At 63.0% G+C, this 18,538-nt stretch carries 15 protein-coding genes; 5 read left to right on the top strand and 10 right to left on the bottom strand.

Annotation, left to right across the window (positions count from 1 at the left end; all coding sequences use genetic code 11):
• The first annotated feature begins 72 nt into the window (after nucleotides 1-72).
• Nucleotides 73-987 (top strand): LysR family transcriptional regulator, encoded by a 915-nt coding sequence (locus HUK73_RS21720; RefSeq protein ID WP_176593896.1) that lies wholly within the window; start codon nucleotides 73-75, stop codon nucleotides 985-987.
• Between the two features lie 29 nt (nucleotides 988-1,016).
• Here HUK73_RS21720 and HUK73_RS21725 read toward each other — a convergent pair whose 3' ends face one another.
• On the bottom strand, nucleotides 1,017-1,670 hold the full coding sequence (locus HUK73_RS21725; RefSeq protein ID WP_176593897.1) for a CoA transferase subunit B: 654 nt from the start codon (nucleotides 1,668-1,670) through the stop codon (nucleotides 1,017-1,019).
• Nucleotides 1,670-2,380, bottom strand: coding sequence for a CoA transferase subunit A (locus tag HUK73_RS21730; protein WP_176593898.1), 711 nt, complete (start codon nucleotides 2,378-2,380; stop codon nucleotides 1,670-1,672). The genes HUK73_RS21725 and HUK73_RS21730 overlap by 1 nt, the downstream gene beginning before the upstream one ends.
• An 84-nt stretch (nucleotides 2,381-2,464) precedes the next feature.
• Between HUK73_RS21730 and HUK73_RS21735 the strand changes: the two genes are divergently transcribed.
• Together HUK73_RS21735 and HUK73_RS21740 are read left to right on the top strand one after the other, a co-directional pair.
• The gene (locus HUK73_RS21735) at nucleotides 2,465-3,352 is read left to right on the top strand and encodes a LysR family transcriptional regulator (RefSeq protein WP_176593899.1); all 888 of its coding nucleotides are present in this window, start codon (nucleotides 2,465-2,467) and stop codon (nucleotides 3,350-3,352) included.
• A 42-nt stretch (nucleotides 3,353-3,394) separates the two neighbouring features.
• A complete protein-coding gene (locus HUK73_RS21740) occupies nucleotides 3,395-3,979 on the top strand; it encodes a TetR/AcrR family transcriptional regulator (protein WP_176593900.1) in 585 nt (194 codons plus the stop codon).
• A 156-nt stretch (nucleotides 3,980-4,135) separates the two neighbouring features.
• On the opposite strand, the gene HUK73_RS21745 is transcribed toward HUK73_RS21740, so the two are convergent.
• From HUK73_RS21745 to HUK73_RS21780, 8 genes are all read right to left on the bottom strand, one after another.
• Nucleotides 4,136-5,704, bottom strand: coding sequence for an alkaline phosphatase (locus tag HUK73_RS21745; protein ID WP_176593901.1), 1,569 nt, complete (start codon nucleotides 5,702-5,704; stop codon nucleotides 4,136-4,138).
• An 84-nt stretch (nucleotides 5,705-5,788) separates the two neighbouring features.
• Nucleotides 5,789-6,679, bottom strand: a complete 891-nt coding sequence (locus HUK73_RS21750) for a glycerophosphodiester phosphodiesterase family protein (RefSeq protein ID WP_176593902.1) — start codon at nucleotides 6,677-6,679, stop codon at nucleotides 5,789-5,791.
• Nucleotides 6,680-6,751: 72 nt separating this feature from the next.
• Nucleotides 6,752-9,739 carry a TonB-dependent receptor domain-containing protein gene (locus HUK73_RS21755; RefSeq protein ID WP_176593903.1) on the bottom strand — a complete coding sequence of 996 codons (2,988 nt, stop codon included), beginning with the start codon at nucleotides 9,737-9,739 and terminating at the stop codon, nucleotides 6,752-6,754.
• 140 nt (nucleotides 9,740-9,879) lie between these two features.
• Nucleotides 9,880-13,089 (bottom strand): TonB-dependent receptor, encoded by a 3,210-nt coding sequence (locus HUK73_RS21760; protein ID WP_255326604.1) that lies wholly within the window; start codon nucleotides 13,087-13,089, stop codon nucleotides 9,880-9,882.
• 118 nt (nucleotides 13,090-13,207) lie between these two features.
• A complete protein-coding gene (locus HUK73_RS21765; protein WP_176593905.1) occupies nucleotides 13,208-14,146 on the bottom strand; it encodes a FecR domain-containing protein in 939 nt (312 codons plus the stop codon).
• Nucleotides 14,124-14,639, bottom strand: a complete 516-nt coding sequence (locus HUK73_RS21770; protein ID WP_176593906.1) for an RNA polymerase sigma factor — start codon at nucleotides 14,637-14,639, stop codon at nucleotides 14,124-14,126. The genes HUK73_RS21765 and HUK73_RS21770 overlap by 23 nt, the downstream gene beginning before the upstream one ends.
• Nucleotides 14,640-14,759: 120 nt before the next feature.
• A complete protein-coding gene (locus HUK73_RS21775) occupies nucleotides 14,760-15,260 on the bottom strand; it encodes a DUF3598 domain-containing protein (RefSeq protein ID WP_176593907.1) in 501 nt (166 codons plus the stop codon).
• 13 nt (nucleotides 15,261-15,273) lie between these two features.
• On the bottom strand, nucleotides 15,274-16,827 hold the full coding sequence (locus HUK73_RS21780) for an alpha/beta fold hydrolase (protein ID WP_176593908.1): 1,554 nt from the start codon (nucleotides 16,825-16,827) through the stop codon (nucleotides 15,274-15,276).
• A gap of 85 nt (nucleotides 16,828-16,912) precedes the next feature.
• Between HUK73_RS21780 and HUK73_RS26960 the strand changes: the two genes are divergently transcribed.
• A complete protein-coding gene (locus HUK73_RS26960; protein WP_255326487.1) occupies nucleotides 16,913-17,047 on the top strand; it encodes a hypothetical protein in 135 nt (44 codons plus the stop codon).
• The gene (locus HUK73_RS21785) at nucleotides 17,044-18,477 is read left to right on the top strand and encodes an aldehyde dehydrogenase family protein (RefSeq protein ID WP_176593909.1); all 1,434 of its coding nucleotides are present in this window, start codon (nucleotides 17,044-17,046) and stop codon (nucleotides 18,475-18,477) included. The genes HUK73_RS26960 and HUK73_RS21785 overlap by 4 nt, the downstream gene beginning before the upstream one ends.
• The last annotated feature ends 61 nt before the right edge of the window (nucleotides 18,478-18,538 follow it).

Genomic DNA, 18,538 nt, shown 5'->3' on the forward strand with positions numbered 1-18,538 from the left:
CAGTTTACGCCCTTGGGATCAGGTTGTGAAATATATTTCTCTGATCCAATAAAGTCATGTTATGAATGATAGATGGATTTGCGTCAGCTCAATCATTTCATTGCGGTGGCGGAGGAATTGCATTTCGGACGCGCGGCGGAGCGGCTCGGCATGACCCAGCCGCCGCTCAGCCAGTCGATCATGGCGCTGGAGCGGGAATTGGGCGCGCCCCTTTTTGCCCGGACCAAGCGCAACGTCGCGCTGACCTCCTTTGGCCAGCAATGGCTGGAGCATGTACGCCCGGCGGTGGGCGCCGTCGCTGACCTGCAAGCCATGGCGGAAAGGCTGCGGGAGGGGACGGTCGGGCGGCTGGCCTTGTCCTTCGTCAGCTCTGCCGACTATAGCATCCTGCCCGCGCTGGTCCGGCGCTATTCCACGGCCGTACCCGATGTCGAGATGACATTGGCCGAAGCGACCAGCGACGTGCAGATCGAGGCGCTGGTGGAGGGGCGGATCGATGCGGGCATATTGATCCCGCCGGAATCGGGCCTGCCCGCAGCGATCGAATATCGACCGCTGCTGCGCGAGCCTCTGGTCGCGGCGGTGCCGGAAGGCTGGACGCAAGACGGGCGCCTTCAACTCGATCAGGACAGGCTGGCGGGGGAGGGCTGGATGGACCAGCCGCTGCTGCTCTTTCCCCGTCATGTCTCGCCCACCTTCCACGACCTTGTTCTCGACCATTACCGGGCCAAGGGGCATCATCCATCGATCCGCCAGCGCGCGATCCAGATGCAGACGATCATCAGCCTCGTCTCGGCGGAAATGGGTCTGGCGCTGGTGCCGGCATCGCTTCAGAATCTGGCGCGCACGGGGGTGCGCTATCTGCCGCTGGCGGACGGTGCGCCCGTGCTGGAAACCGGCCTGGCCTGGCGCCGGACGGATGAGGCGCCTACGCTACGCGCCCTGATCCGTATTGCGCTGCAACTGGCGGAGCCGTCCGGACCCTGATTGGTTCAGCTCTCCGCCATTGCGGGGTTTCAGTCGATGGTGAAATGCGCGGTCGTCTTAGCGGCGACTTCCTGCGCCGTCACGCCCGGAGCGAGTTGGACGAGCCGGAACGGGCTGTCATGGTCGGGCCGCTGGAAGACGCACAGGTCGGTGACGATCATGTCGACCACATTCTTGCCGGTCAGCGGCAGGGTGCAGGCGGGGATGAATTTGGGGCTGCCGTCCTTGGACGTGTGCTCCATGACGACGATGATCTTCTTGACGCCCGCGACCAGATCCATCGCGCCGCCCATGCCCTTGATCATCTTGCCGGGGATCATCCAGTTGGCGATGTCGCCATTTTCCGCCACTTCCATCGCGCCCAGCACGGTCAGGTCGATATGCCCGCCGCGGATCATCGCGAAACTGTCGGCGCTGGAGAAATAGGCCGAATTGGGCAATTCGCTGATCGTCTGCTTGCCCGCATTGATCAGGTCGGCATCCTCCTCGCCCTCATAGGGGAAGGGGCCGATGCCCAGCATCCCGTTCTCGGACTGGAGCGTCACCTCCACGCCTGCGGGAATATGGTTCGCCACCAGCGTCGGAATGCCGATGCCCAGGTTCACGTAGAAACCGTCTTGCAGTTCCTTCGCCGCGCGGGCGGCCATCTCATCGCGTGACCAGCCTTTGGATTCCTGGGCCATTATGCAGTCTCCCTCTGGCGAACGGTGCGGAATTCGATCTTCTTGTCATAGGGGCTGCCTATGATCATGCGCTTCACATAGATGCCGGGCAGATGGATCGTGTCGGGATCGAGGCTGCCGACCGGCACCACTTCCTCGACCTCCGCGACGCAGATCTTGGCCGCCGTCGCCATCGGCGCATTGAAGTTGCGCGCCGTCTTGCGGAAGATCAGATTGCCGCTCTCATCGGCCTTCCAGCCCTTGACGATCGCCACGTCCGCGAAAATCCCGCGTTCCAGGATATAATCCTGCCCGTCGAAAGTCTTGACTTCCTTGCCCTCGGCCACGGCGGTGCCCACGCCCGTCCTGGTGTAGAAGCCCGGAATCCCCGCGCCGCCGGCGCGGCAGCGTTCCGCCAGCGTGCCCTGCGGGCAGAATTCGACCTCCAGCTCTCCCGCCAGATATTGCCGCTCGAATTCCTTATTCTCCCCGACATAGGAGGAGATCATCTTCTTCACCTGCCGCGTGCGCAGCAGCTTGCCCAACCCCTCGCCATCGATCCCGGCATTGTTGGAGGCGATGGTCAGGTCCCTGACGCCCGAATCCCGGATCGCGTCGATCAGCCGCTCCGGAATGCCGCACAGCCCAAAACCGCCCGCGCACAGATGCATCCCGTCGAAGAGAAGACCCTCCAACGCGGATGCAGCATTCGGATAAATTTTGTTCGCCATAGGCCAGCCTCTCCTCTCGGGCGGAAGGGTGTGCGATATCATTGATTATTTCCAATGATTTGTTTTTTACGATAAGCATAAACAATGGCTATCAATCGCATTGGACTTTACCATCTTGAGACGCTGCTCTGGATCGACCGGCTGGGCACGTTTGCCGCCGCCGCCGACCGGCTGAACACGACCCAGCCCGCCATTTCGGCGCGGGTGCGGGAACTGGAGGCGCATCTGGGCGCCAGCCTGTTCCGCCGCGAAGGCCGCACCATGTCGCTCACCCCGGCGGGGCGGCAGTTGGTGCGCGATTGCGGGCCGCTCTGGGGCGATCTTCAGGCCGTGCTCATGCGCTGCGGCGGCTTTGGCGAGGCGAGCGGCGTCATCCGCATCGGCACGGGTGAAATCGTCGCGGCAAGCTGCCTTCCCGCCTTCCTCTCCGATCTCAAAAAAGCCATGCCGTTCGTCAGCCTGGAAATCGAGATCGACCTGACCGCCAATCTGATCCAGCAACTGCTCACCGGACGCACCGACATGGCCTTTGCCGCTGGACCCATTGCGCATCCGGCGCTGATCTCCCGCCCAATCGGTTCGGTGGATCTGGTCTGGCTCGCCAGCCCGGATGTGGCGGATGCCTTTTGCGCGGGGAAATCGGATCGCATCGTCCCGGTCTGGTCGCTTGCCAGCCATTCTCCGATCCATGGGCGCATGCGCGAAGCCATTGCCGCTTCGCAGATTGCGTACGGCTTGCTCAACCTTTGCAACAATGCCCGGATCATGATCGACATTGCCAGGAAGGGGGGCGGGATCGGCATTTTTCCTGAATCCATGGCGCGGGAGGAAATGGCTAGCGGCGCCCTGGTCGAGCTGGAGGGGATGCCCGCGCTGGCCCCGGTCGAATTTCATGTGGCGAGGCGGGCATCCGACCATGAGCCTGTGACCCATGCCATATTCGACCGCGCCAGCGCGTTAAGCCTGGCCTGACCGGCTTCGCGGCCGGACAAGTCTGTGCTAGCGCGAACATTGATGACGAAGCCAGCCACATCTCCCGGTTCGAATGACGAGGGGTCGAGCCGCCGCCGCCAGATATTGGACATCGCGGCGCAACTCTTCGCCCGGAAAGGCTATCGCGGCACGTCGATGCGTGACATTGGCGAGCAGGCGGGCGTGCTGGGCGGTTCGCTTTACCATCATATCAAGTCAAAGGATGCGCTGTTCGTAGAACTGCATAATGCGGCGCTTGACGGCGCGGCGGACCGGATACGGGATGCCGTTGAACGGAAGGACGATCCCTGGGGCAGGCTGGAGGCGGCCTGCGCGGCCCTGCTGGACATTCAACTGGCGCCCGATTCCCTGACGACCCCCATGATGAACGACTTTCGCGAAGTGCCCGAGCAGGTTCGCGCGCAATTGATCGCACGGCGCGATCGGTTCGAGGAGCAGTTTCGTTCGCTGGTGGCGGAATTGCCGCTGCCTCAGCAGATCGACCGATCCGTCTATCGCAACCTGCTGTTGTCCCAGCTGAATTCGGCGGCGGACTGGTATCGCGAAGGCGGCCTGCCGCCAGCGGGGATCGCCGCGCAGATCGTCGCCATCTTCCGGCACGAATAGCCTTTCGCCCAGCCATCCGATGCCGCTCATGGCAAGCCACGCGCGACTGGTCGCGAAGGAGCGGTTCCTGCATGCCGGGACCGGAGGCGCAGCAGCTTTCCGTTTATATCGGCTGGTTGCCGGCGGACTGTAGGCCGGGATGACCGGCCTTCGCGATCAGGAGCGATGAAGTTTGGATCGATCCGGCGTGACGGCATAGCTCGCCAATGTCTTGAGGCTGCCGCCGGGGCTTTCGACCCGATCCATGACCTTGACGTCTGTCCTCCACAGTTTCGGCGTGATGTCGAAGAGCTGATATCCCCGCTGATCGGTATAGAGGTCGATCTGGGGATTGTTGCGCACGATATGCTCCAACCCGGCGACGCCGTCCCCATTGCCCCCCGACGTGATGGAGGTAGCCAGGAATTCGACGGCGATTTTCTCGCCATCCAGATCGTCGTCGCGGGCCGGTACGGTGCCGGCCACATGCTTATGGTGGTCGCCGGACGCAATGACCACATTTGTCAGCCGATGCTTGCGGCTGGAGTCGATCAATCGGGCGCGGGCCGGACGATATCCATCCCACAGATCGGTGGCATAGAGCGGTTCCCGCGCGTCTGCGGAACGCAGGTCGATGGGCATGACCATGATCTGCTGCGCCAGCAGATTCCATGTAGCGCCATTGCCCAGCCCTTCGTCCAGCCAGTTTTCCTGCGCCTTGCCCAGCATGTCCGGCTGCATGCGGGCCGCAGGCGGACAGGGGTTCTTCACGGAATCGTCGCCGCAGGGCTGGTCCGACCGATAGGAACGCGTGTCCAGCACATGCATCCGCATCAGCCGTCCATAGTCGAGGCGGCGATAGGCCGTCAGCCCGGCGGGCGTCGGGAACTGCGCCTTGCGGACGGGCATATGTTCATACCAGGCCTGAAGCGCGATGAAACGGCGCAAGGCGAAGATCGCCGGATCGGTGCCGTCCTGGTCGAAGTCGCTCGCCCAATTATTGTCGACCTCATGATCGTCGAACGAGGCGGCAAAAGCGCAGGCTGCGTGGGCCGCCTGCAAATTCGGATCGCTCCGATATTGGGCGTGGCGCCGACGATAATCATCGATGCTGTAGATCTCATTGCCGACATGCTGGCGCACTGCGGTCCAGCCTTTGTCCCGTGGGCCGAGCGGCGTCGCGCCGCCTTCATAGATATAGTCGCCATAGTGGAAGATCAGATCGAGATCAGGTTCGGCGGCGAGATGACGCCAGGCATCGTAGAAGCCCATTTCATAATGTTGGCAGCCCGCGACCCCGATCCGCAGCCGATCGACCACTGCGTCCGCCGCCGGTGCGGTTCGTGCCATGCCCACCGGGCTGCTGTCCGAACCTGCGACGGCGAACCGATACCAATAGGGACGATGCGGTCGCAGCCCGTCGACTTCGACATGGACCGAATGCGCGAGCTCCGGCATGGCCACGGCCTCGCCCTTGCGAACCACGCGCGTAAAGCCCTGATCCTCAGCGACTTCCCACCGGACGGGCACATGAACGGCGGGCATGCCGCCATGCTCGTCCAGTGGACGAGGCGCCAGCCGGGTCCAGATGACGAAGCCGTCGGGCCATGGGTCGCCCGCCGCGACACCCAGCGTAAAGGGGTTGGCGCCGAGCGGCGCGGCGAACAGGGGTGAATGCGAAACCCCGGTGATCAGGGCAAGGCCTGCGCCAGCCTGGATGAGTTGGCGACGATTTACGGTGAACATGTCGATCCCTTTCAGTCTGGCGAGACGGCTTGTCTAAAGGGTGCTTGTGACTCTTTTGCGCGCCATGCCGCTCGCGTGACGACTTCAGTGCGCGGTCTGTTCCTGCTTCAGGAACGCGATCAGTCCCAGCGGATCGTTGGTGAACAGCGCGTCGTCCCCACGGGCAAGATAGGCCCGCCAGCCCGCCGCTGTATCGTCGACATCGGAAAAGACCTTCACCCCTGCGGCGCGCAGCCGTCCGACCTCGGCCGCGTCGGCATCCTGTAATCTCAGCAGCATGCACATGGCATGATGTTGTCGGGCGAGTTCCAGATAATCCGTCTTTTCGCGCCATACGCCCAGCAGGCAGGTCTGGATGCGGGGATTGATCGCGTGCATGGCGTCGATGGTGCGCCAGTCGAACGACTGAAGGATGAAACGGTCCTCCAGCCTATATTTGCGCACGGCCGTGTCGACCAGCCGGGCGAACGCCGTCGGGTCGACATCGCCATCCTGCGGTCCCGGCATCTTGGTTTCGCCGAAGAAGAGCGGCTTTGTATTTTTGTAGCGCGCCAGAAAGGCGTCCAGCGTCGGCATCTTCGTGCCCGGCACCGCTTTCTGGGTGGGATAGATGGCCCGATGCCGCGAGCCGCAATCGAATTTCAGTACATCGGCAAGCTTCATTGCGCGGATCGGGCCGGGCGCAAGGCCGGAATCGGATGGCGCGCTGCAGAAGGTTGCGTTGACCGTCGGGTCATGCTGGATCACCAACTGGTCGTCAACGGTCATGACCATGTCGAATTCGAGCATGTCGACGTCCAGTCGGACCGCATTGTCGAAGGCCGGCAGGGTGTTTTCCGGCATCAGCAGCGCACCGCCGCGATGAGCGACGACGAGCGGCCTGTGCTGCGCCGCTCCCGGTGCTGCGGTGGCGGCCACCATGGCGCAGGTGGCCAGCAGGATGCGGACAGATGAGGTCAGAGAAGGGATTTTCATGATGGAACTCCTCCTGCTGGCGCGCTTCGTTCCCGGTCGGGGAAGGAAGCGCACCTTCAAGCTTGGCTATTTTCAGAAATTCGCGTCGATCTTGGCGAAGAAATAGCGCCCGATCGCATCATAATAGGCGCCACCGGCGTTGGTGCCCGCGCTCTGATGCGGGCTGATGGCGACATCCCGCAGGGTAAGCGGCGGGGCCGTATTGCTGATATTCTTCACGCCCAGGCTGAAGGCATATTGCTCGTTCAGGCGGAAGTTGACCGTCACGTCATTATAGACATAGGCCGGGATACGGGGGATTTCATAGGTTTCATCCGACTGGGCCGTGGCATTATATTTGGCGCTGCCGGTCAGGCGCGTGTTCACGCCCAGGGTCAGTCGGCCCAGCGTAAAGCTGGTCAGCAGCGTCGCCTTGAAGCGCGGATAGTTCCACTGGCCCGCATAGTCTATGCCGGGGGTGCCGACTTGCGAGATGGTCGTCTGTTCCAGCAGATAGGTGCCGTTGAAGTTGATCCGGACCTGACCCTTGCCCAGCGGAATACGGTAATTCGCCCCTATGTCGATGCCCCGCGCCCGTTGTCCGGCGAGGTTCGCATATTGCGCCTGAACATAGTCGACCTCGCCGGTGACGGGGTCGCGGTGAACGAACTGGCAATAGGCCATGTCCGGCCCGCCGGTGGCGTTCACGCAGTTGTTGAGGATCGTCGTATAGGCCAGCGATGTGATGACATTGTCGATCTTGATGTCCCAATAATCCATCGTCAGGTCGAACCCCTGCAGGAAGCGGGGCTGGAACACCGCGCCGACGGTGAGGGAGTTGGAGGTTTCCGGCGTCAGATTGGGATTGCCGCCGCTAAAGACCCGGGGCGCATTGAGGTTCGGATTGGGTAGCGGCCCGGTCCAGTTGGGCACGGTGGCTGCACAATTGGCCGCGCGGTCATTGTCCTGGGTGATGAGCTTGTCCTGACACGGATCGCTGATATGCCCCAGCGTCACCATGCCCACGGGGGAGAACAGCTCACCGAAATTGGGCACGCGGACGGAATGGGAATAGGTGCCGCGGAAGGTCAGGCCCTGTACCGGCTCCCAGCTGCCGCCAGCCTTCCATGTGGTGGTGTCGGGGTTGTCGCTATAGTGCGAATAGCGGACGGCGCCCTCGATTTCCAGCCGCCGGGCGAAGGGCAGGTCGCGAAGCAGCGGGATCACCGCTTCGCCGTAAAGCTCCGTCGTGTCGCGGCGGTGAGAAAGCGCGGGATGCAGCGCAAGGTCCATGCCCGGCGACCAGATGATGTCGGCAAGCTTGGCGGTGTCCGGATCGTCGCGGGTGTGCAGGGTCTCGCGCCGCCATTCGAAACCGGCGGCAATCGACAGGTCGCCATAGGGAAGGGGCAGCAGGCTGCCGTCGATATTGGCGCCGGCGTTCAGCATGCTGTTCTTGGTCCACTCATACCGTTCCTTTTCGGCATAGTCGATCCAGGCCTGGTTCGGCGCATCGGTGGTGTAATAGTTGAAGGGCACGCAGCCCGCCGCCCGCGCGGCGGCGTTGGCGCAGACGATCTGGCCGCTTGCCGGATCGACGATCGCATTGCGCGACTGGAGCCATTCGTCCCGGCCGACCGTATTGGTGGTGGTGATATTGTCGATGATCTGGCCGTAGCGGACGAAGGTCTGCCAGTTGAGCTTGCCTGCCAGCTTGCCGCCAAGGTCCGTGCCCAGCGTGAAGGCGTCGCGCTCGTGGATTTCCCAGGAGGTCGGAATATTGGTATATTGCCGGTCGAGCGAGATCTGCTTCAGATTATTGGCGATCATGAAGCTGCGCAGCGAATCGGGCAGATAGGGATCGGTCAACCGCGCGATTTCGCCTGTGGTGCCGACGCCATTGGTGCCCCACCAGTTGGTCGGCCGGGCATCGTCACGATATTGCGGCCATTCGGGATTCATGCGGTTGTAGCTGTGCGCATAACCGAAGACGGCGTTCCAGGTGAGGGCAGGCGTCAATTCATAGGAAGCGTGCGCATAGGTCGAGGCCTTGGCCGACTTGGCGCGCAGCAAGGTCAGATCGTAAATGCCAAAGGCGCTGTCCGGTCCGCCATTCTGGATGCCGGTATCGCCGCTCGTCACCACCGTGTAGCTGTCCTTGGGGATCGCCACGACAGAGTTGTCGATCAGCTGATACCAATTGCCGTTATTGGTGCCGCACATGCCCGCCGTGCCGTAAATGCAGAATGTCGGATAGTGCGAGCGGTAGAATTGGTGATAGTCGATCAGAATATTGTCGGCTATGCCGTCATTGGGGCCGGTATTCTTCGGATTGGGCTGATAGGTGTAGCGCTTGTTCCAGCGGTCCAGCTCGGCCAGAGGTGCGGTATCGCTATAGTTGCCGCCGATCACGAAATGGCCGCGCCCGCCGCCGAAATCGAAACCTGTGGCCACCGAAATGTCCGACTGGCGTGCATCGCCCTGTTCGGAAATACCGTTGGTCGCGGTCAGATGCAGGCCGGTGACATTCTTCTTCATGACGATATTGACCGCGCCCGTCACCGCGTCCGCGCCGTAGATTGCCGCGGCGCCGCCGGTCACCACCTCGACACGGTCGATCAGCGCTGTGGGGATGGTGTTGAGGTCGACCGCCGAAGTCCGTGCGCCGCCCGATACCCAGCGATGGCCGTCGACTACCACCAGCGAGCGGTTCGCGCCCATCTGGCGCAGATTGATATTGGCGACGCCCTGGTCATATTCCTGGCCGCCTGAGTTCATTTCGCCAAGGCCCGGCCCGACGGCGGGGTTGAGCATCAGCGCGTCATAGATCGTGTTGCGGCCGAAATTCTTCGCATCCTCCATGCTGGTGACGCGGATCGGCATGGCGGATTCCAGCTCGGGCCGGGCGATATGCGTGCCGGTGACGATGATCTCGCCGCTGGCCTGTCCGCCATCATCGGACGGAGTGGAAAAGGGCGGCGAGGCATTTTGGGCATAGGCGGCTGTGCACCCTGCAAGAGTACCGAGCGCCAGTGCGAAAGTTGCTACGCCCGCGTGAAGCGGACGACGGATTGTGAGCATTGATAATCCCCCTTGCGGATGAGCAAAAACAGTTTGGGGGAAAGCCGTCGCCGGTGACGAAATCTTACAAAGTTTTTTGTTTCACTTTTATTGCGATAAATGAGTCTGGGATTTACCTGGATGGAATTGATTTCATCCGGTCAGAAATTGACTTCGACCTTGCCGAAGAAATAGCGGCCGACAGCATCATAATAGGCCGCGCCGGTCGGGACGCCGCCCGATCCGTGAGGCCCGGGGGCCGTATCCCTGAGCGGCGCGAAGATGCCGACATTGCTGATATTCTTCACACCGATGCTCAGGCTGAATTGGTCAGCCGGGCGGGTTTGCAGCATCAGGTCGGTGCAAAGATAGGCCGGCACATGGTTGGGGTCCCGTGTTTCGGGCGACGCGTCCAGGACGCTATAGACGCTGCGGCTGATGAAACGGCTGTTCAGCCCGAAACTGACCGTGCCGATGGAATAGCTGGCCATCAGCGTGGCCTTGAAGCGCGGATAGTTCCACTGGCCCGCATAGTCGATGGGGGCGTTGCCGATCTGGGCGATGCTCGTCTGTTCCAGCAAATAGGTGCCGTTGAAGCCAAGCCGCAGCAACCCGCCGTGCAAAGGCACCCGATAAGTGGCGCCGAAGTCGATGCCGCGCGCATGTTGCCCGGCGAGATTGGCATATTGCGCCTGGACGGAGTTGACCGTTCCGTCGGCGTTGCGCTGGATCAATTGGCAATAGATCTGATTGGGACCATTATTGCCATCAACGCAGTTGTTCAGGATCGTGATATAGGAGAGGGACGTGATGATGTTGTCGATCTGGATGTCCCAATAATCCACCGTCAGGTCGAAACCGCGCAGGAATTTCGGTTGAACCACAGCGCCCAGCGTGAAGCTGTTGGATGTTTCCGGCATCAGCTCCGGATTGCCGCCGCTATAGATGATGGGCGCGTTGAGATTGGGATTGGCCAGCGGCAAGGGCAGGCCCGGTAAGAGGGCCGCGCAATTCGTTATCCTGTTTGCGTTCTGGAGAATGGTCCCAGCCTGGCAGGGGTCGTCGATATGCCCATAGACCGCATGGCCGACAGGGGAGAAAAGCTCACCGAAATTGGGCACGCGAACGGAGCGCGAGAACACACCGCGCAGCGCAATGCCGGGAAAGGGTTCCCATGTCGCACCGGCTTTCCAGGCATGGGTGTCGGGATTGTCGCTGTAGCGCGAGAAACGATAGGCGCCTTCGATGTCCAGCCGCCGGGCGAAGGGCAGGTCCTTCAGCAGCGGCACCTCAAATTCGCCAAAAAGTTCGGCGGCGTCGCGGGCGGCGTCGAGCGCGGGATGAAAGGCATAGTCGGAGCCGGGGGAAATGATGATGTCGCTGAGCTTGGCGGTGTCGGGATCGTCACGCGTATGCAACGTCTCACGCCGCCACTCGAACCCCGCCGCGAAGGACACATCGCCATAGGGCAGGGCAAGGACGCTGCCCTGAAGCGTGAGGCCGGAATTCAGCAGCGAATTTTTGGTCCGCTCATGGCGGCTTTTTTCGATATAGGCGAGGAGCGCCGGGCTATAGCCATCGGTGCTGAAAAAATTGAGCGGCACGCAGCCATCCGCGCGCGCGGCGGCATCGGCGCATTCCACCTGTCCCGTCATCGGATCGACAATCGAGTCACGGGCCTGGAGCCATTCGGCCTTGCCGATCATGTTGGTCGTGACGATCCGGTCCGTCACCTGCCCATAGCGCAGGAAGGCCGACCAGTTCAGCCCGTTCCCCAGCTTGCCGCCGATATCGGTGCCCAGCGTGACATTGTTGCGATCGTGGATTTCGAAGGCCTGGGGCAGGTTGAAATAACTGCGGTCGAGCGGGAGCGCGGTCAGGTTCCGGGCGACCATGAACTGCCGGATCGCATCGGGCAGATAGGGATTGGTCAGCGTCGCGATTTCGCCCGTGGTGCCGCCCCACCAGTTGGTCGGCCGGGCATCGGTGCGGACTTCGGGCCATTCCGGCACTGCGCGGGTATGGCTGTGCGCGGCATTGAAGGTGGCGTTCCAGATGAGCGCCGGCGCCAGTTCATAGGAAAGATGTGCATAGAGCGAAGCCGTCCGCGAGGCATTGCGCAGGAGATGGTTTTCAAAGCCGGTGGTGACGGGGCCACCGTCGCCCGTTCCCGTTTCGCCGGCCGTGACCAGATGGGTATAGGCGACGGGTGTGACGGCCCCCTCCCGATATTGATACCATTGGCCATTGACGTAAAAACTCGGGACGGCGGACCGATAGAAAGACCCGAAATTATAAGCCAGGATATTGTCGGCTATGCCGTCATTTGGGCCTGTATTGGCGGGATTGGCATAATAGCTCTGGCGACGGTCATAGCGATCGGACCATGCCAGCGGTGCGGTATCGGTATAATCGCCGCCGATCACGAAATGGCCCCGTCCGCCGTCGAACTGGAAGCCGGTGGTGCCCGAGATGTTCAACTGATTGGCGTCTCCCTGCTGCGAAATGCCGTTGGTCACGGACAGATGCAGGCCGGTGACAGTCTTCTTCATGATGATGTTGACCGCGCCCGTCACGGCATCGGCGCCATAGATCGCCGCGGCGCCGCCGGTCACGACCTCCAGCCGGTCGATCATCGCGCTGGGAATGGTCTTGAGATCGACCGCCGATATCCGCGCGCCGCCCGACACCCAGCGCTGCCCATCCACCAGCACCAGCGAGCGGTTATTGCCCATGTTGCGCAGGTTGATATTGGCGACGCCGGTATCATATTCCTGCCCCTGGGAATTGGAGTCGCCCAGGCCCGGCCCGATCGCGGGATGGAGCAGCAAGGCATCATAGACCGTGTCGCGGGCATAGGTCCGGGCATCGGCCATCTGGATAATGCTGATCGGCATGGTCGATTCCAGTTCGGGCCGGGCGATATGTGTCCCCGTCACGATAATGGCGGCGGGCGGTGCCCCATTGCCTCCTTCACTGCCGGGGCGTTCGGCCTCCTGTCGGGGGCGCGCAATCGGACGGGCATAGGGGCGTCCGCCTGTCCGGCTGGCACCGTCGCGTGGGCGCGGATGGCTCCCCTGAACGATCAGGAAGGTTCCGCCCCGCTTTTCATAAGTCAGTCCCGACCTCTGCAGCAGTTGGATCAACGCGGCTTCGGCCGAGGACGCGCTTCCCACCGCGGGCGCCCTTTTCCCACGCAACAGGGCCGGGTCCGCCAATATCTCGATACCGGCGCCCCGTGACAGGGCATTGAGCGAATCGGCCAGAGCGGCACGCGGCAAGGCGAGGCTGGCGGGAGTCCGGGCGGCAGCAGGCGGCGAGAAGGCCAATGCAATGGCCGCAACGCTCGCATGAAGCGGGCCACGGAACATGGACACCCTGATTTCCCCTCTGCGGACCGGAACGCCCGGTTCCCGAGCCGTTGCAGGCTGTTTGTTTCATTTGTATTGCATCGCCGCAGAAGCCGACCGCTTCATCTGCGCATCCGGCCTATTGGTGAGACAGGATGACGGCGTCCTCGCCCCGCTGAACGGTGAAATGGTGGATGAAGGACAGGTTGTCGACCTGTCTGAGCGGGTCGGTCAGACGAATGCGTCCGCTGACCCTCAGATTGGCGAGGGTCCGGTCGGCAATGCGGATCGGCAGCGGCGACACGCTCTCCAGATCCCCGACCACCTGCGACAGGGGTGCGTCGCGATATTCCACCCACTCGTTTCGCCAGCGCGCGATGCTGTCCCGGCTGACGTCGGTCGTCCTGCGCGGCTCGGCCCCGGCCATGATGCCGGCCTGATCGGCGAAGAGATCTATCCGTTTCCCGAACCAGCTTTTCGCGCCGAGCCGAACGGCCCCGGATTCGACTGTCACCCGGACGGACGAGGCTTTACTGGAAACCTCGAACCGCGTGCCGAGGTCGGTGATGCGGGCGTCGCCGGTATCAATGCGAAACGGCCGATTTTCGTCATGTACGACATCGGCGAAAATCGTGCCGCCGGTCAGTTCCACCAACCGATCGCGCCGCGTGTAGCGAACCCGGACGACAGCGCCGCCAGCCAGAGTCAGGCGCGTCCCGTCCTCCAGTGAGATCTGGCGGATGGTGCCGCCGGCAGCCGCATAATCCTGCGGTTGCGCCATGAACAGTTCAACCGACGGCCAGGCCCCATATCCCCCGGCCAGCGCCAGCAGCCCGACTGCACCGGCCGCCAGCCTGTTGCGCCTGGAGCGCGCCTGCGTTCCATAGCTGTTCAGGGCCTGATCCATGGCCGGTCCCATGATGCGATGCCACATGGTGTCGAACAGGGGCTTATGTTGGGAATCAGCGGCCAGCCATGCGTTGAAACCTTCCATGTCGAAAGGTTCGTTGCCCATCTGGCGGGCAACCCACTGGGCCGCTTCCCATTCCGCCGAACTATCCTCTGACAATTCCGCCACGCTTTTCGATCTTTTCCATCGCCAGATGCAGGTCCAGTACCGCTCTGGCTATATGCGCGTCGACCGCGCCGGGGGAAATCCCCAATGCTTGGGAGACTTCCTTCGCCGACTGTCCTTCCACACGACGGCGGAAGAACACTTCCCGGCGAAGGCGCGGCATGGCCTTCACTACCCCGGCCACAATCGCAACAAGCTGCCGCTGCTCGAGCCGTTCCTGTATGCACGGCTGCGGGCAGAGGAGTTCATCCGACAGAGCGACGCTGCGGTTTCGACCGGCACGACGAAAATGATCGCGGGTCAGGTCAAGCGAGATGCGGCGGAGCAAGGCAGCGATATTCGCCACGGTAATGCCGGGCTTGGCCTGATAGACCAGCAGTCGGGTGATGGCTTCCTGAACGATGTCATCGCGGAGCGCGACATCGTCCACCCGCCGCCCCACATAGCGCAGCAGATCGAAGCGGTGAACGCGCCACTCTGAATCATCGGATCGCATCGCGCTCGACGCCTAGGGGCATGATGTGACAATCAGATTGCGATCGCCAGAAACTCCGCATTGCGGGCGAGACCGGCAACGATGTGCCGGTCCCGGATTTTGCCGGACAGGGTCCGGGGATCAGGCCGTCTGAGCCTCCATTTCCTTCTCCACCGCTGCCCAGTTGCGGCTGACCAGCTTTTCCTGGATCGCGGTGCGCGTTTCCAGCAGGCCGTTGCGGATCCAGTGCCAGGTGCGGCAGCGCGTCCGGCCGTCGTCCGCAAGCTGGATCATCTCGTAGAGATAGAGGCTGGGGTCGCCCTGACGCTGCCAGTAGAGCATGACGGTGCGGTTATATTCGTCCAGCCCGACCTCGGCGGCCCAGCCCTGGATCAGTTCATTGTCCCACCAGATGCGCTGGTCGCGATAGGCGGCGGGGAAATCGCGGACTTCGGTGCGGCCATCGTCCCACAGATAGTGGTTGGTCTGATGATAGGGGAACTCGCCGTCTTCAGGGAAGCGGCAGAACAGGCGCGACTTGTGCTCGTCAATCTTCTCGCCTGCCGCATTATAATAGGTGTAGACCCCGTCCCACACGCCTTCATGGCGCGCGAGCAGTGGCATGTCTTCGCGAATTCCCATTTTATACTCCCTTTCAAAACCCTCGTGGCAACCAGATGTCGGTGCGTGCCTGCGCCCAGTCGGCGCGTTCCCATCTGAGCGGCGCGGGCGCGGCGGCGATCAGAGCGTCGCGATCCACCGATGCCAGCACGGTCAGCAGCGCGCGGCCCGCGCGGGCGCGAATCAGGCTGCGATGCTCAATGGCGAGCGTTTCCGACGCGATGTCCGCTGTGGTGAAGGGAATGGCGTTGGCGGCCTTCGCTTCGAACCAGGGCCAGAAGAAATGGCCGGCCCGCACGGCGTTCCATGCGGCGTTGAGATAGGCGCCGTGGCGGTCGGGGGTCTGGTCCGGAATGGCTCTGTCGGCCCATATCAACGAATTTTCGGGTAGCGGGAGATGCGCGTCGACCGCGCCCCAGCCACGGGCTCCGACCTGCGCTGCCACCTTTGCGGCGAGCAGCGCGGAAAAGCCTTCGCCGATGATCACCGATGTTTTTGCCTTGCTGATCCCGCTGATGGTGGCCGCCACGATTGCCGCCCAGCTTTCCATGTCGGGTGCGAAGCCCGGCTGCCAGTCGTCCGACAGACCATGGCCGGGTAGATCGATCGCCAGCGCGTCGCCAATGTCGAACAGTTCGGCGGCGCGGCCGGGTGCATGGATCAGCATCGTATCGGCCTGCGGATTGCCCTGCCAGTGGATCAGTCCGCTGAAACCGGCGCTTTCGACAGGGATGAAGCCGCCGTCCCGGCTTTCCACGATGACGGGGCATGGCAGGACCGGCGTGGCGCGCAGATGCGCCAGACAGGCGTCTTCCAGATCGGCGGGGGTCGCCACCGCTTCGGCCCGCCAGCTTGGCGGCATGGCGCCAAGGCGGGCGATATGGGCCTGCAAGGGATCACCATTATAGGCAGCGATCAGCACCGGGATCGTCTCCGCATCGGTCGCGGGGATGTCGCGCGGCGCGCGCAGCACCGCGCCATAGCCGGCGCGATAGGCATCGCCGCTGTCGAGCATGTCGCGGATCACCGCGTCGGTCTTGACCGGATCGTCATGGGCGACGCTGATGCGCGCGCCGTCGCGCACGTCGAACCAGGGGAAGAACCAGGTCTGTTCGATGATGCGGTTCCACAGCCAGGTCAGATGTTCGCCATAGCCGCTGGGCTGGAAGGGCGGCAGATAATCCCTGTCGAAGATCGCCATCTCTTCCGGCGTCCAGACGGCGTAGCCGCCGGTCGCCAGCGCGGTGAACCGTTCCGGATGACGCTTGACCGCGCTGACCAGGATGATGCCGCCTGAATGGAAGCCATAGGCCGCCGTCTTGCTGATGCCCAGCGCGTCCAGCAGTTCGACCAGCGCGGCGGAAAAGGCCTCTATATCGGGATTGTCGGGCAGCGGGTCAGACTGGCCGAAGCCGGGCGTGTCGGGCGCGATGCAGGTGAAATGCTGCGCCCATTTGCGCATCAGCGGCTCATATTCGGCCGAGCTGCGCGGGCTTTGGTGGACCATCAGCAGGGTCGGTCCCGAGCCTGCCTTGCGATAGTGGACGCGGCGGTTGCCGACGCGGATGAAGTGGCGGGTGATCGTCATGTCGCCTAATTTGTCCGGACAAATTCCACTCGACAAGTCTTTTTTGCAAACTACTGTACGAATCACGATTTTGCAGGAGTTTGAGATGGTGCTGATCGGTGCGGACATGGTCTGTGACGGGTGGACTGCGCGACAGATTTTCGCGGAAATGATGGCGAGTCCCGAAGTCCGGTTCATGCCCGGTAAGGACAAAGCGAACAGCCGGGAGGGGCGGCCATGAGCCTGACCGTTATCGATCCGCGCACGGGGCAGGTGGATTATAGCATCACCCCGCTCGATGAAGCTCAAATCGCGCAGCAGACCGCCGCATTGCGGCGGGCGCAGGTTGGATGGGCGGAGCAGCCGGCGGAGCAGCGGGCGACTGCGCTGCGCGCCTTTGCCGAAGCCATGGGACATCATCGCGCGGCGCTGATCGAGGCGCTGACCAACGATACCGGGCGAGCGGCGATCTCCGCGATAGAAGTCGATGCCATGACCCGGGCGCTGATCCGCTGGGCCGACAGCGCGCCCGCGATCATCAGGGCGGCGCAGGTGCAGGACCGGCCGACCGGCATTCCCGCCATCACGACCACGACCCGGCTGGTGCCCTATGCGCTGGTGGGCGTGATCAGCCCGTGGAACTTCCCGCTGACGCTGGCGCTGATCGACGCGATCCCTGCGCTGGCGGCTGGATCGGCGGTGATCATCAAGCCTTCCGAGGTGACGCCGCGCTTCATCCGTCCCCTGATGGCGGCCATTGCCGAGGTTCCGGACATCGCGGGCGTCCTGACCCTGATCGAAGGGGACGGCGCGACCGGCGCCGCGCTGGTCGATCATGTCGACTTCATCGCCTTCACCGGATCGGTCGCGACCGGGCGCAAGGTGGGCGAGGCGGCGGCGCGGGCCTTCATCCCCGCGAGCCTGGAACTGGGCGGCAAGGACCCGATGCTGATCCTTGCCAGTGCCGATCCGGAAAAGGCGGCGGACATCGCCCTGCGCGCGTCGGTACTCAACACCGGGCAGGCCTGTCAGTCGATCGAGCGGGTCTATGTCGCCCGCGCCATAGCCGAGCCGTTTCTGGTGGCGCTGGCGCGCAAGGCGCAGGCGGCGCGGCTCAACTATCCCGATGTCCATGCGGGGGATATCGGACCGTTCATCTTCGGCAAACAGGCCGTCATCGTGCAGGCGCAGATCGACGATGCTGTGGCGAAGGGCGCGCGGATACTGGCCGGTGGACAGGTCGAGACGCTGGGCGGCGGCCAATATTTGCGCCCGACGGTTCTGGTCGACGTGACGCCCGGCATGGCGATCATGGAGGAGGAGACCTTCGGCCCGGTCATCCCGGTGTCGCTGTTCGATACCGAGGATGAGGCTGTGGCGCATGCCAATAGCGGCATTTTCGGGCTGTCCGCTGCCGTGATCGCCGGAAGCACGCAGGAAGCCGAAGCGGTTGCTGTGCGGCTCAACGTCGGCGGGGTGTCGATCAACGATGGGTCGCTGACTGGACTGGTCTGGGAGGCCGAGAAATCGAGCTTCGGCAAAAGCGGCCTTGGGCCGTCGCGCATGGGGGAAAGCGGTTTGCTGCGTTTCTTCCGCAGGCAGGCGCTGATCCGTCAGTCGGGCAACGCGTTGCCGCTTGCCGCCTATTCGGAGGAAGCGCTGGGCGGCTGATCCAGCATGAAGCCGGGGGCGGGTGCGGCGCCCCCGGCTTGGAACGCTAAGAGCGATGCTT

Origin of the sequence: Sphingobium sp. EM0848, assembly GCF_013375555.1 — a bacterium.
In the GTDB taxonomy this organism is placed as follows: Bacteria; Pseudomonadota; Alphaproteobacteria; order Sphingomonadales; family Sphingomonadaceae; genus Sphingobium.

Bases quoted from the DNA above. Each gene is read 5' to 3' on its own strand.
- HUK73_RS21720 (WP_176593896.1), top strand. From the start codon at position 73: ATGGATTTGCGTCAGCTCAATCATTTCATTGCGGTGGCGGAGGAATTG.
- HUK73_RS21725 (WP_176593897.1), bottom strand. From the start codon at position 1,670: ATGGCCCAGGAATCCAAAGGCTGGTCACGCGATGAGATGGCCGCCCGC.
- HUK73_RS21730 (WP_176593898.1), bottom strand. From the start codon at position 2,380: ATGGCGAACAAAATTTATCCGAATGCTGCATCCGCGTTGGAGGGTCTT.
- HUK73_RS21735 (WP_176593899.1), top strand. From the start codon at position 2,465: ATGGCTATCAATCGCATTGGACTTTACCATCTTGAGACGCTGCTCTGG.
- HUK73_RS21740 (WP_176593900.1), top strand. From the start codon at position 3,395: ATGACGAAGCCAGCCACATCTCCCGGTTCGAATGACGAGGGGTCGAGC.
- HUK73_RS21745 (WP_176593901.1), bottom strand. From the start codon at position 5,704: ATGTTCACCGTAAATCGTCGCCAACTCATCCAGGCTGGCGCAGGCCTT.
- HUK73_RS21750 (WP_176593902.1), bottom strand. From the start codon at position 6,679: ATGAAAATCCCTTCTCTGACCTCATCTGTCCGCATCCTGCTGGCCACC.
- HUK73_RS21755 (WP_176593903.1), bottom strand. From the start codon at position 9,739: ATGCTCACAATCCGTCGTCCGCTTCACGCGGGCGTAGCAACTTTCGCA.
- HUK73_RS21760 (WP_255326604.1), bottom strand. From the start codon at position 13,089: ATGTTCCGTGGCCCGCTTCATGCGAGCGTTGCGGCCATTGCATTGGCC.
- HUK73_RS21770 (WP_176593906.1), bottom strand. From the start codon at position 14,639: ATGCGATCCGATGATTCAGAGTGGCGCGTTCACCGCTTCGATCTGCTG.
- HUK73_RS21775 (WP_176593907.1), bottom strand. From the start codon at position 15,260: ATGGGAATTCGCGAAGACATGCCACTGCTCGCGCGCCATGAAGGCGTG.
- HUK73_RS21780 (WP_176593908.1), bottom strand. From the start codon at position 16,827: ATGACGATCACCCGCCACTTCATCCGCGTCGGCAACCGCCGCGTCCAC.
- HUK73_RS26960 (WP_255326487.1), top strand. From the start codon at position 16,913: ATGGTGCTGATCGGTGCGGACATGGTCTGTGACGGGTGGACTGCGCGA.
- HUK73_RS21785 (WP_176593909.1), top strand. From the start codon at position 17,044: ATGAGCCTGACCGTTATCGATCCGCGCACGGGGCAGGTGGATTATAGC.